At 73.0% G+C, this 12,058-nt stretch carries 12 protein-coding genes; 4 read left to right on the forward strand and 8 right to left on the reverse strand.

Features of this window, described 5'->3' with window-relative positions; genetic code table 11:
- Nucleotides 1–30: 30 nt before the first annotated feature.
- From moeZ to ACIGO6_RS19395, 7 genes are all read right to left on the reverse strand, one after another.
- Nucleotides 31–1,209: an adenylyltransferase/sulfurtransferase MoeZ gene (gene moeZ / locus ACIGO6_RS19365; protein WP_399877542.1), complete on the reverse strand. Its 1,179-nt coding sequence runs from the start codon at nt 1,207–1,209 to the stop codon at nt 31–33.
- A 63-nt stretch (nt 1,210–1,272) separates the two neighbouring features.
- On the reverse strand, nt 1,273–2,040 hold the full coding sequence (locus ACIGO6_RS19370; protein ID WP_399877545.1) for a spherulation-specific family 4 protein: 768 nt from the start codon (nt 2,038–2,040) through the stop codon (nt 1,273–1,275).
- Nucleotides 2,028–3,077, reverse strand: coding sequence for an NAD-dependent epimerase/dehydratase family protein (locus ACIGO6_RS19375; RefSeq protein WP_399877548.1), 1,050 nt, complete (start codon nt 3,075–3,077; stop codon nt 2,028–2,030). Before ACIGO6_RS19375 ends, ACIGO6_RS19370 begins: the two co-directional genes overlap by 13 nt.
- A gap of 100 nt (nt 3,078–3,177) precedes the next feature.
- Nucleotides 3,178–4,512 carry a hypothetical protein gene (locus ACIGO6_RS19380; RefSeq protein WP_399877551.1) on the reverse strand — a complete coding sequence of 445 codons (1,335 nt, stop codon included), beginning with the start codon at nt 4,510–4,512 and terminating at the stop codon, nt 3,178–3,180.
- Nucleotides 4,509–6,257, reverse strand: coding sequence for a DUF3492 domain-containing protein (locus ACIGO6_RS19385; protein ID WP_399877553.1), 1,749 nt, complete (start codon nt 6,255–6,257; stop codon nt 4,509–4,511). The genes ACIGO6_RS19380 and ACIGO6_RS19385 overlap by 4 nt, the downstream gene beginning before the upstream one ends.
- Nucleotides 6,258–6,472: 215 nt before the next feature.
- A complete protein-coding gene (locus ACIGO6_RS19390; RefSeq protein ID WP_399877555.1) occupies nt 6,473–8,083 on the reverse strand; it encodes a DUF3152 domain-containing protein in 1,611 nt (536 codons plus the stop codon).
- 8 nt (nt 8,084–8,091) lie between these two features.
- A complete protein-coding gene (locus ACIGO6_RS19395) occupies nt 8,092–9,114 on the reverse strand; it encodes an alpha/beta fold hydrolase (protein ID WP_399877558.1) in 1,023 nt (340 codons plus the stop codon).
- Nucleotides 9,115–9,294: 180 nt separating this feature from the next.
- Between ACIGO6_RS19395 and ACIGO6_RS19400 the strand changes: the two genes are divergently transcribed.
- The 4 genes from ACIGO6_RS19400 to ACIGO6_RS19415 all read left to right on the forward strand — a co-directional run bounded on the left by ACIGO6_RS19400 (nt 9,295) and on the right by ACIGO6_RS19415 (nt 11,256).
- Nucleotides 9,295–9,516 carry a hypothetical protein gene (locus ACIGO6_RS19400; RefSeq protein ID WP_399877561.1) on the forward strand — a complete coding sequence of 74 codons (222 nt, stop codon included), beginning with the start codon at nt 9,295–9,297 and terminating at the stop codon, nt 9,514–9,516.
- Nucleotides 9,517–9,724: 208 nt separating this feature from the next.
- A complete protein-coding gene (locus ACIGO6_RS19405; protein WP_399877563.1) occupies nt 9,725–10,366 on the forward strand; it encodes a TetR/AcrR family transcriptional regulator in 642 nt (213 codons plus the stop codon).
- Nucleotides 10,367–10,531: 165 nt separating this feature from the next.
- Nucleotides 10,532–10,759 carry a DUF3107 domain-containing protein gene (locus tag ACIGO6_RS19410; protein ID WP_019327022.1) on the forward strand — a complete coding sequence of 76 codons (228 nt, stop codon included), beginning with the start codon at nt 10,532–10,534 and terminating at the stop codon, nt 10,757–10,759.
- Between the two features lie 227 nt (nt 10,760–10,986).
- A complete protein-coding gene (locus ACIGO6_RS19415) occupies nt 10,987–11,256 on the forward strand; it encodes a hypothetical protein (protein ID WP_399877565.1) in 270 nt (89 codons plus the stop codon).
- A gap of 41 nt (nt 11,257–11,297) precedes the next feature.
- Here the strand turns inward: ACIGO6_RS19415 and ACIGO6_RS19420 are convergent, their stop codons facing one another.
- Nucleotides 11,298–12,044: a ferritin-like domain-containing protein gene (locus ACIGO6_RS19420; RefSeq protein ID WP_399877568.1), complete on the reverse strand. Its 747-nt coding sequence runs from the start codon at nt 12,042–12,044 to the stop codon at nt 11,298–11,300.
- Between the last annotated feature and the right edge of the window lie 14 nt (nt 12,045–12,058).

The following is a 12,058-nucleotide window of genomic DNA, read 5'->3' on the forward strand; positions in this document are numbered from 1 at the left end:
CGCCGTCCGGGAAGCGGGACCGGCGTCCGGTCAGTAGACGGGCTTCGCCGGCTCGATCTGGTTGACCCAGCCGATCACGCCGCCGCCGACGTGCACGGCGTCCGAGAAGCCGGCGGACTTGAGGACCGCCAGGACTTCCGCACTACGGACACCCGTCTTGCAGTTCAAGACAATCTTCTTGTCCTGCGGGAGGCTCTCGAGGGCGGAGCCCATGAGGAACTCGTTCTTCGGGACCAGCCGCGCGCCCGGGATGGAGACGATCTCGAACTCGTTCGGCTCGCGGACGTCGATGATCTCGATGTTCTCGCCGTCGTCGATCCACTCCTTGAGCTGCTTGGGAGTGATCGTGGAGTCGGCGGCCGCCGCCTGGGCCTCCTCGGACACGACGCCGCAGAAGGCCTCGTAGTCGATGAGCTCGGTGACGGTCGGGTTTTCGCCGCAGACCGCGCAGTTGGGGTCCTTGCGGACCTTGACCTGGCGGTACTGCATCTCCAGGGCGTCGTAGATCATCAGGCGGCCGACCAGCGGCTCGCCGATGCCCGCGAGGAGCTTGATGGCCTCGTTGGTCTGGATGGAGCCGATGGACGCGCACAGCACGCCCAGGACGCCGCCCTCGGCGCAGGAGGGGACCATGCCGGGGGGCGGGGGCTCCGGGTAGAGGCAGCGGTAGCAGGGCCCGTGCTCGGACCAGAAGACGGAGGCCTGGCCGTCGAAGCGGTAGATCGAGCCCCAGACGTAGGGCTTGTTCAGCAGCACGCAGGCGTCGTTGACCAGGTAGCGGGTCGCGAAGTTGTCCGTACCGTCGACGATCAGGTCGTACTGGCTGAAGATGTCCATCACGTTGTCGGCCTCGAGCCGCTCCTGGTGAAGGACCACGTCCACGTACGGGTTGATGCCCTTGATGGTGTCGCGGGCGGACTCGGCCTTGGAGCGGCCGATGTCGGACTGGCTGTGGATGACCTGCCGCTGCAGGTTCGACTCGTCGACCTCGTCGAACTCCACGATGCCGAGCGTGCCGACACCGGCTGCCGCCAGGTACATCAGGGTCGGCGAGCCGAGCCCGCCCGCACCCACGGCGAGCACCTTGGCGTTCTTCAGCCGCTTCTGCCCGTCCATCCCCACATCGGGGATGATCAGGTGGCGGGAGTACCTGCGGACCTCGTCTACGGTGAGCTCGGGGGCCGGCTCGACCAGGGGTGGCAGCGACACGGGGACTCCGTTGGTCGGTCAGTAATTACGGTTGTTCTCCTCGTAACACTGCCACGGCCTTTTTCATTCCGAGACACCTGTCCCGACCCGCGAGACGATTTCGTCCCAGTAGCCGGGCATCGTCTCCCAGGGGTCGACTCGACCGCTTCGGCCGCCCCGAACGCCCCGGTCCGTGCGGTCGGTGAAGTAGATCGTCGCGGCGCCCTGCCAGCGGGCGATGCGCAACGCCTCCTCCAGATGTCCGCGGGGGACGCCGTGGACGAAGTGGCAGAAGCGTTCGGGCGGGTGGTCGGCGCTCCAGTCGGCCGCCTGGGACCAGCGGTAGTCACTCCAGGTACCCGAGAAGGTGACCAACTGGTCGGCGTTCTCGGCATAACCGGGGTAGGGGTGGGTGCCGTGGTTCAGGACGATGTGGGCATCGTCACGGATCACCCGCAGGGTGGTGACCGTGCGGCGGACCTCGGGGAGGGCGGCCTTCCCGGACGGGCAGCGGTCGAGGAGGAAGCCGTCGACCCGGTACCAGTCGAGATACCGGTGCGCGTCGGAGATCAGTTCACCGAAGGTCCGGGCGCCGTGGGCGGCGTCGAGGTGGCCGAGGACGCGGACGCCCGCATTGCGCAGGTGGCCGGCGGCCTCCAGGCAGTGCGGGTCGGGCTGGACACCGGGGCCGTCGGCGACGTTGAGGACGACCCAGTGCAGCGGTGTGCCCGGGTTGGTGAGGCCGGCCCATTCACCGGGAGCGACGAGGGGGTGGGCCAGGCCCGGCACAGCGAGGCCGGTGCGGACCTCGGTGCTCGCGGTGCCCGCCGCGGTACTGGTCAGATACGGCATGCCGCCTCCATCCAGATGTCGGCCAGGGATTCCTCGAGGGCGATCCGGGGCCGCCAGCCGAGCCGGTCGCGCGCGGTGCGTACGTCGGCCTGCTGCCAGCTGCCGCAGCCGTCCGGGTAGGGGTGGGCGACCGGGGCCGCGTGCTCGGTCTCGGCGCGGTGCCCGAGGGCCTCCGTGCGGTGATGTCCGAGGGCATCGGTGCGGTGGTGACCGAGGCCGTCGGCACGGTGGCCGAGGGCCTCGGCGCGGGGGTGGCCGATGGTCGGCCGCAGCGCGCCGGGCGGCCCGTCGAGTTCGTGCAGGGTGCCGCCGTAGCCGGCCACGCGGGCGAGGGTGGCGGCGGCGTCGCGCAGGCGGACGGCGCGGCCGGAGCCGATGTTGATGACCCCCTGCGCGGCGGAGAGCGAGGCGGCGTGGACGGCGCGGGCCACGTCGCGGACGTCGATGAAGTCGCGTTGGGCGCCGAGTCCGCCGAGCCTGAGTTCGCCGTCGCCGGACTGCATCGCGCGGCGCATGGCCTCGGCGAGGCGGCCCAGTGGGGAGCCGGCCGGGGTGCCGGGACCGGCGGGCGAGAAGACACGGAGGACGACGGCGTCCAGGCCGGAGCCGAGGACCAGTTCGGTCGCGGCGAGTTTGCTGACGCCGTAGGGGCCGCCGGGGCGGGGCACGGCATCCTCCGCGGTGGAGGAGCCGGGCTGGCTGGGACCGTACTCCGCGCTGCAGCCGACCTGCACCAGGCGGGCGCCGCAGCCGCTGCGCCGCAGGGCCTCGCAGACGGTGGCGACGGCGACGGTGTTGTGCCGGGTGAGTTCGCGGGCACCGCCGCGGGTGGCGCCCGCGCAGTTGACGACGACGCCGGGGTGGACCGCGTCGAGGAAGCGGGTGAGGGCGCCGGGGCTGCCGGTGGCGAGGTCGAAGCGGACGTCGGCGTCGTCGCCCCGGCCGAGGGCGGTGAGCTGGACGGCCGGGTCGGCGAGCAGGCGGTCGGCGACGAAGCGGCCGATGTAGCCGTTGGCTCCGATCAGCAGGACTCTCATCGGGCGGCTCCCGGTGCCGAGGCGTCGGGTCGGGAGGTGGTCATCTGGGGGCTCCTTCGGAGGGTGGTGCGGTCATGTGGGGGGCTGTCCGGGCGCGCGATCACGGCTGCTGCTCCGCAGAGGCGTGGGCCGACGCCCTGGTCAGTCGGCGGGTCGCGTGGATCAGGAGGGTGAGGGCACCGATGCCGCAGGCTGCCGTCGGAACGCCTGCCGGGCCGCAGGCGACGACGAGCTCCTCCACGGGTACGGCCAGGAAGCCGCAGCCGGGGAGGCGGCCGGCGAAGAGCGTGGCCAGGGCGCCCGCCTCGGCGGCGACCGCGGCGGTGAGGACGAGCGTGGGGGCATGGGTGTGGCCGTGCACGGTGAGCAGACGGGCGAGCAGGAGCAGGGCACCCAGGGCGAGCGTCTGTGGGTAGGCGGCGGGCTCGCCGAGGACCGCGCCGGTCAGCGCGAGCAGAGCCGTCAGGGCGACCAGGAAGAGGGCGAACGTGCCGAGCAGCAGGGGGCGTACGGAGGCGGAGAAGTCGGCCAGACCGCGGCTGACCGTCAGTTTGCGGCGCGCGCGGACGGCGAAGAAGTGGGCGCTCCAGGCCGCCGGCGCGCAGGCCAGGGCGAGGGCCAGGACCGGGACGACGGTGAGGGGCCACGGGCCGTCGGCGGTGCCGTCGGGCAGGCCGTCGGGGCCACCGGCGAGGGCGGCGCCGAGCAGACCGTCGCCGAGGAGGGCGTAGCCGAGGAGCCAGCAGGTCCGGGTGCCGGTGGTGCGCGTGGTGGCGTACAGCGGCCCTCGGCGCAGTGCGGCGCGCAGCGCGAGGGTCACCGCGAGGGTGCCGGCGGCGGCCACGATCAGACGCGGCCGGCCGTCGGTGAGGCGAAGGCCGGCCACGGCGGCGGCGCACAGCACACCCGGCAGCAGGGCGAGGAGGATCCAGACGGCGCGTGCCCGGGGTGCCGACGGATCCGTGGCGCGGGGAGGGGTGTCGGCGTCGCGCGGTACGCGGGCGTACATCTCCTCCGCGAGGGAGAAGACGTCCCGGTGACGGAAGCGGGCCGCGGTCCGGTCGGTGACGCCGTGCGCCTCCAGGCCCGCCGCGATCTCCAGCGGGTCCACGGCTCGTTCGCACAGCGTGCGGTGACGGTGCATCAGGGCCTTCACCGGGTCCGCGGTGGCGCCGCGGGCAGCGGTGGGCGACTGCTTGCCCCCGTCGGCCACTGCGGCACCGACGCCCTCGCTCGGCCGCCCGCCCCCGCCCGAAGAGCGCCCCCCGACCGGGGACCGTCCCCCACCCGGCGACCTGCCCTCGCCCGAAAACCCGCCCTCGGCCGGCGTCTGTGCGCCATCGCTCGCGTCGGTCAGGGAGCGGTGTGCGCTTTCGTCCCAGGCGCCGGGGCTGCCCGGGGTCTCGGGGCGGTCCAGTTCACCGAGCCCGCTCATCGGGCCCCCTCGGTCGCGGGGAGCGAGATCGGCGCCCGGGCGGGGGCGTCCGTCGCCCAGCCGGGCCCGCCCCGGGCCACGACACGGGCCGGCGGGTCGGTCCAGCGGCCGGACACCCGGGCCTCGGCGGGGACGGCGAAGGGCAGTGGCTCGCCGGTGTCGTCGAGGACGACGCGATGGACCGGCGTCCGCGAGAGGATGTCCAGGTAAATGCCGTGAAATGCCGCGACGTTCTGCTCGACGGTGAACAGCTCGAGTGCGCGGGCACGCGCGGCGGCACCCAGGCGCTCACGGCGCTCGGGGTCGCGCAACAGGGCGACGCACGCCTCGGCGAGCGCCCGCGGATTGCGCGGAGGCACCACGAGCCCGGTGCCGCCGATGACCTCCACCACGGCGCCGACGTCCGTGGACACCGTCGCGCGACCGCAGAGCATGGCCTCGACGAGGCCGGCCGGGAACCCCTCGACGACGCTGGAGAGGACGACCAGCGCACCGGAGGCGTACGCGTCTGCACGGGACGGCAGTTCGGGTCCGCCGGTCTCCTCGAAGGACACGGGGTTACGGCCGACGGCGTGCGGGCCGTCGGCCTCGTCCGGGAAGAGCTGCGCGGCCAGGCCCTTGCAGTGGACGTGGTAGGCCGCGCCCTCGGGACCGCCGGGCGTGCCGACGATCCTGAGACGCGCCCCCGGTTCCGCCTTGCGGATCTCGGCGAAGGCGTGCAGCAGCGAGACCAGGTCCTTGGCGGGCTCGACACGGCCGACCCAGACGAGCGTGCGCGGGCCGGCACCCTGCGGTGACTCCCCCGCGGCACCCAGCTGCCCGGCCTCTCCCGCCTCTCCCGCCTCCGCGAAGGGAGCCGCGTCCATCCCCGGGTACACCGTCCGGAGCTTGGCGCGGTCGGCCCCGCACCGCTCCTGCCAGCGGCGGGCGTGCGTGTTGCCGGGCGTGATCACGGCTGCGCGCCGGTAGGTCTCGGCGGCCAGCCTGCCGTGGAAGGCGGCCAGCAGGGACCGTATCGCGGGCGGGGAGTCGGGTTCCGTGAGGTAGTGCGTCCGCAGCCGCACCCCGTACTCGGTCACCAGCAGGGGAACGTCGAAGAAGTGCCGGGCGAGCAGGCCCGGAAGGGCCGCCGTGCCACCGGAGGCCGCGTGGCACAGGTCGACCGCGCCCAGACCGTCGTCCTCGTACCAGTCGAGCGACAAGGGGCGCAGGGCGCGTTCGAGGCGCGCGGCCACGGTGAGCAGATCGGGGACGCGCGCCTCTCGCGCGGAGCGGTGGGCGCCGGGCGCGCGACAGGCGCGTTCGAGTGCGCGGACGGCGGTGTCCGAGCGGAGTGCGCCGGGCAGTCCGCCCTCGTCGCGGGCGAGTTCGGCGAGGCCGTACAGCGCGCTGGCGAAACGGTCCGCCTCAAGTGCGGACGTCTCCGCCGATGCCCCGAACGAGTCTCCGGGTGCGGCCGTGGACAGGGCCGCGACCAGTTCGCCGTAGTACTCGGCGAAGCGCCGGCGCGCGCGCCGCCCGTGGACGACCCCGTCGTCCCCGGCGTCCCACAGCGGAGCCGTGCGCACCCGGCTGACCTGCGGCGGCAGCGGAACCCACCCCTCGGCATCCTGGCACTCGCTGCGGCTGAGGGCGTAGACGTCGAACTCGTGCTGCCCGAGCCCGCGCACGAGCCGGTCGCACCAGAGCCCGGCCTCACCGCTCACATACGGATAGCCACCCTCCGTAAGCAGTCCGATGCGCACGCGCGCACCCCCGATCTCCCGTTTGGGGAGCCGCCGTTGGCCCGGCGGCTCGCAGCGGGACGAAGGTATGCGGACAACACGGTGGCGCGATGGACGGTTGTCCATCGCGCCACCAAAAGGGGTGAACGGTCGTAACTTTCCCGCACGGGACGCGTTCGATCGCGCTAGGAGATCAAGCAGTCACCAGCTGTCACGTTCCGGCCAGGCATCGCCGGTCAGTCGCCGCTGTGGGGGTACGCCCAGGCGTTGGGGCGGCAGTCGATCCCGTCGTGGTCCACGAACTTGGTCTGCTGCTGCATGACCGGGGCGAGTTCGCCGTCCTTGTCGCAGGTGACGTGGTTGAAGCCGATGCGGTGGCCGACCTCGTGGTTGATCAGCATCTGCCGGTACGCGTAGATGTCGTTGCCGAACGGCTCCGCCCCCTGCGCCCATCGGTAGGCGTTGATCATCACGCGCTCGGTGGCGGCGGAGTCGCAGGACACGTTGTCCACGGTGGTGTCCAGGCCGGACTTGGCGCACCACTCGGCGGTGGTGCCGGGGCTGGCCAGCGTGATCACGAAGTCGGCCTCCCCCGAGTAGACGCGCTCGAAGGTGCGCGCGCGGTTGTGGGCCCAGCTCCGGTCGTCGTTGAGCGTCTTCTCCACGGCCTCGGCGAAGAGCTCCCCGTCGAGACCGAGTCCCTGCTCCACGTCCACGCGGTAGGTGTACTCCTGCCCCGTCCCCGTCCCCTTGTCGGTGCCGGGGATCGCGTCGAACTTCCCCGACCCCTTCATCGAGGCACTGAGCGGGTACGTCTTGCCCATCTTCTGTTCGTACGTCAGCGGCGCCGCGGGCGCGGACGGCGTCGGCCGCTCGTCCGCGCGCGACGCGGAGTCGCGGGCGTCCCTGGCGGCCTGGTCGGTGGCGGACTGCGACCGCACCTCCTCACCCTGCGGCCCGTCGGCGACCTGGCCGGCCACGACGACCGCCAGCACGGTGGTGACGGCGGCCGCGGCGATGCCGGTGAAGGTCCGCCCCTTGCCGCCCTTGGCCGCGGCGGGACCGCCGACGGGATCACCGGTGGGCGGCGCGTCGTCCGCGTCGGACGCGACGCCACGGCCCGTGGCCCCGGGGCCCCCGTCGTCGGCGCTCCAGTCGGTGACGGAGGCGTACGGGTCGGCGGGCTGCGGGGTGACGGGCGTACGGCGCGGGGGACGGGCCGTGAAGACGTCGTCGTCCTCGCCGAACGCGTCCAGGTACTCCTGCCGCGGCCCTCCCGGGGGCGCCTGCCGCTGCCGCGGGAAGGGGGAACCGGGCCGCGTGGACCGACCCGGATGCGTGGGAGCACCGGTCGGCAACCCCGCCGCAGTGCCGTACCCCGCGCCGGTCCGACCGCTCAACTCGCCCCAGCCACCGCCCGCCTCACGTTGCTCGGGATGACCACCACGGACCTGCGGCACACCGTGCGCCGGGGTGCCGCCGAGGAACCCGGGGACACCGCGCGCGGGCGTACCGTCCGGCATCCGCGGGACACCACGAGCCGGCCCCTCACCCGAAGCCGACGGAAAACCATGCGCGGGCGTCCCGTCCGGCAGCCACGGTCCCGGACCCGGGCCCGCGCCCGCGTACCCCTGACCTCGCCCGGGGCCTCCCCCCGGGACCCCACCCGGCGCCCCGTACGGTCCCGCACCGGGCCTCGCACCCGGAGGTGGTGCCGGCGCCCGCTCGCCCTCCGGAGAGCCGGGCACCCGGCGGCGGCCCGGCCACCCGGGCCGGGCCTCCCGCGCTGCTGCGGTGTTCGCGTCGTCGGCCTTGGGTGCGGGTCCGCGGCGGCTGTGGCGTCCCACGTCGCGCCTCAGCCTCCTGTGGTCTGATGGGCGGGCTCGTCGTCGACGACCCCGCCGGTCCGGTCGCCGGCCGTCGACTTCCCGGTGTCCGCGAGGAGTTCCCGGAACGCCGTGGCCACGGTCTCCGGATACTCCATCATCGCCACGTGCCCTGCGTCCGGCAGAGTCAGCAGCCGGGAGTCACGGAAGGCGCGGGCAGCCCGCTGGGCCATGCGGTAGCCGACGAGTTGGTCCCGTCCACCGTAGACCAGGAGCGTGGGTGCGAGAACCCGACCGGCCTGTCGCCACAGCCCGTGCTGGCCGCCCACCGTGTAGGCGTTGACGAGGCCGCGGGCGGAACGCGCCATCGCGTCCCAGAAGTACGGCAGTTGCAGTCGCCGCTCCATCTCCTCCACGGCGTTGCGGAAGCCCTCCGGCGTCACCCTCCCCGGGTCGCCGTAGCAGAGCGCCGTCACACCGCGGACGCGCTGCTCCGCGGTCCACTCCCGGGAGAGCCGGGTGAACAGCGACACCACGCCCGGCAGCGCCAGCAGACCCGTCGGCACGGCGCTGCGCTGCACGCGGATCTCCGGCAGCGCGGGCGACACGAGGGTCAGCGTCCGCACGAGGTCGGGCCGCGCCGCGGCGACGCGGGTCGCGACGGCGCCGCCCAGCGAGTTGCCGAAGAGGTGCACGGGGCCGCGCCCGGCGGCATCGAGGTGGCGGATGACCGCGCGCGCGTGGCCCGTGATCGAGTAGTTGCCGTCGTCCGGCGGCGGGGAGTCGCCGAAGCCCGGCAGGTCGACGGCCTCGCTGTCGACGACGTCGTCCAGCAGCGGCATCAGCGCCGACCAGTTCTGCGAGGAGCCGCCGAGGCCGTGGACGTACAACGCGGGCGGGAGCCCCTCGCGCGCCGGCCGTCTCGAACGCACCGCCAGGGTGATGCCGCGCAGGTGGACCGACCTGAGGTGCTCGCCCTCCGCGACCTTGACGGCTGCGACCTTGGGCAGCACGTTGGCAGGCGGCACGGACGGCAGCTCGGTCGAAGACATGCGGCAATGTTACGAGACGATCACGCAGTGGCTCATGTGTTCGCCGTCACAAGCGCGGACGGGTCGGTGCCGCACAACCCGACACATGGCGTCCCGATCGGGTGTCTCCTAGGCTCGTGGAGTGGGCACCCGCGTGTGGCCCCTGCATCTTCAGGGACGTTCGTAGGAAGGGAGCCCAGCATGACCGTCGACCCGACCGACCCCGATACCTTCGACGAGGAAGCACAGGAACCGCAGGAGTTCGATGTCGAGGCACCCGACGCCGACGCGGCCGAGCAGCAGGCGGACCTCACCCCGGAGCGCGACGATTCGCTGACCGGCGTCGACCCGGACCGCGCCAACGAGGCCGACCTGGTGGAACAGGCCCGTGTCGTCTCCCACGGCGAGGACGACTACCGCTGAGCGCGGGGCCGCGCACGCGGCCGAGAGGCTCCGCGGAGCAGAAGGGAGGCCGATTTTTGCCCGGCCTGGACCCTTTTGAAACCTGTTGTGCAGCTTTCGCCACTGTCCGGTCCGTGAAATTCTGCGCTCGCACCGCGCACACCACGGTTACCGAAAAGTACGATGGCGAGGCGGCGCACACCGCACGTGGACGACTATGGGAGGCGGCGTGACAGCCATCGAGCAGACAGAGGCGGTACGCCCGCGGGGCACACGCCTTCCCCGCCGTGCCCGACGCAACCAGCTGCTGGGCGCCGCACAGGAAGTGTTCGTGGCCCAGGGCTACCACGCGGCCGCGATGGACGACATCGCCGAGCGGGCCGGTGTCAGCAAGCCGGTGCTCTACCAGCACTTCCCGGGCAAGCTCGACCTCTACCTCGCGCTGCTGGACCAGCACTGCGAGGCCCTGATCCAGTCCGTGCGCAACGCGCTCGCGTCGACGACCGACAACAAGCACCGCGTCCGCGCCACGATGGACGCGTACTTCGCGTACGTCGAGGACGACGGCGGCGCCTTCCGTCTGGTCTTCGAGTCGGACCTGACGAACGAGCCCGCAGTGCGCGAGCGCGTCGACAAGGTCACGAACGAGTGCGCCGAGGCGATCTGTGACGTCATCGCCGAGGACACCGGCCTCTCGCGCGCCGAGTCGATGCTGCTGGCCTCCGGGCTGGGCGGCCTCGCCCAGGTGGTGGCCCGCTCATGGCTGCACAGCGACCGCAGCGTGCCCCGCGACCAGGCGGTCCAGCTGCTGGCCTCGCTGGCCTGGCGGGGCATCGCCGGATTCCCCCTGCACGGCAGCGAGCAGCACTGACCGGCACGACGTCGCCGCGCTTCGGGGCGTGCGCCGGTTCTGTTCCCGTCGGCTGTTCGCTCCTGGCGTTCTCCGGCGGAGCGTGTACGTCCCCTCACCGGGCTAATGTGTGCTGGGTACGGCGCGGAGATCGCGCACTTCACTGACCGTCGGAGGGACATAGCCGTGGAGGTCAAGATCGGCGTGCAGCACGCGCCCCGCGAGATCGTTCTGGAGAGCGGTCAGAGTGCCGAGGAGGTCGAGCGTGTGGTGGCCGAGGCACTGGCGGGCAAGTCGCAGCTGCTGAGCCTCGTGGACGAACACGGCCGCAAGGTCCTGGTGCCGGCCGACCGTCTGGCCTACGTCGAGATCGGCGAGCCGTCCCCGCGCAAGGTGGGCTTCGGCGCGCTGTAGTCGGCGCACGCGTAGTCGAGGAGGGCCCGGCGGTGACTCGGTGAGTCACCGCCGGGCCCGCCTCGTTGGCCCGCCTCGTTCGGCCCTCTTCGTCCGACCCTCCTCGCTCGTCCCGTTTCACGGACGGAGCACAGTTCACCCACAGGGTGAGGATTGCATTCCGCAGGTCAGGGGTAGGACGGCTGTGACCGTTTGGGGCAGGCCAGCCATGTGGGAGGGACCCCGACATGCTCTTGGAAGCGCTCAGCGCCGCGATCCTCGGCTTCGCCCTGGCGTGGGCCGCCGCCCACCGTCTGCCGCACCGCCTCCCGGCCCCCGTCCTGGTGCTGCCGACGGGGATCGCGGGAGCCCTCTTCGGGGCGTTCGTGACGCACACCGCGCTGGGCGCCGGCAGTCTCCTGCTGGTTCTCCTGGGCTCGGCGGCCCTGTCCGCGGCCTCGCTGTCGCTCCTGCTGCGCCCCGCGGGAAGACTCCGCCGCCGGTCGGCGACCGCCTGACCGGTCGCCGTAGCGGGTCGCGCCCGCGCTGAGACGACGGCTCAGGCAGCCAGACCCAGCGCTGCCATCCGCTTGGTGTGCGCCTCGGTGATCCGGGAGAACATCCGGCCCACCTCCGCGAGGTCGAAGCCGTCCGCCACACCGCCCACGAGCATCGTCGACAGCGCGTCCCGGTCGGCCACCACCCGCTGGGACTGGGAGAGCGCCTCCCCCATCAGCCGCCGCGCCCACAGTGCGAGCCGCCCGCCCACGCGCGGGTCCGCGTCGATCGCCGCGCGCACCTTCTCCACGGCGAAACCGGCGTGCCCGGTGTCGTCGAGCACGGCCAGCACCAGTTCGCGGGTGTCCGAGTCGAGGCGGGCGGCGACCTCACGGTAGAAGTCGCTGGCGATGGAGTCGCCGACGTACGCCTTGACCAGGCCCTCCAGCCAGTCGGAGGGGTCCGTCTGCTTGTGGAAGCCGTCGTAGGCGGCCACGAACGGCTCCATCGCCGCCGTCGGCTCCTCACCGATGTCGGCGAGCCGGTCGCGCAGCCGCTCGAAGTGGTGGAACTCCGCCGACGCCATCTTCGCCAGTTCCGCCTTGTCCGCCAGCGTGGGCGCCAGCTTGGCGTCCTCCGCGAGCCGCTCGAACGCCGCCAGCTCGCCATACGCGAGCGCGCCGAGCAGGTCCACGACGGCAGCTCGGTACTGCGGGTCGGCGGCGGCCGTCGCCCAGTCCCGGGCGGCGACCGAAGTGGGTTCGGCGGTGGCGTCTGCGGCGTTGCCAGGCTTGTCAGAGCTCGTCATGCAGCGCACAATAG

This window comes from Streptomyces sp. NPDC053750, from assembly GCF_044544295.1.
Taxonomy (GTDB): domain Bacteria; phylum Actinomycetota; class Actinomycetes; order Streptomycetales; family Streptomycetaceae; genus Streptomyces.

Excerpts from the sequence above, each read along its gene's own strand:
- ACIGO6_RS19370 (WP_399877545.1), bottom strand. The coding sequence starts at position 2,040 with ATGCCGTATCTGACCAGTACCGCGGCGGGCACCGCGAGCACCGAGGTC.
- ACIGO6_RS19375 (WP_399877548.1), bottom strand. The coding sequence starts at position 3,077 with ATGAGAGTCCTGCTGATCGGAGCCAACGGCTACATCGGCCGCTTCGTC.
- ACIGO6_RS19380 (WP_399877551.1), bottom strand. The coding sequence starts at position 4,512 with ATGAGCGGGCTCGGTGAACTGGACCGCCCCGAGACCCCGGGCAGCCCC.
- ACIGO6_RS19395 (WP_399877558.1), bottom strand. The coding sequence starts at position 9,114 with ATGTCTTCGACCGAGCTGCCGTCCGTGCCGCCTGCCAACGTGCTGCCC.
- ACIGO6_RS19400 (WP_399877561.1), top strand. The coding sequence starts at position 9,295 with ATGACCGTCGACCCGACCGACCCCGATACCTTCGACGAGGAAGCACAG.
- ACIGO6_RS19415 (WP_399877565.1), top strand. The coding sequence starts at position 10,987 with ATGCTCTTGGAAGCGCTCAGCGCCGCGATCCTCGGCTTCGCCCTGGCG.
- ACIGO6_RS19420 (WP_399877568.1), bottom strand. The coding sequence starts at position 12,044 with ATGACGAGCTCTGACAAGCCTGGCAACGCCGCAGACGCCACCGCCGAA.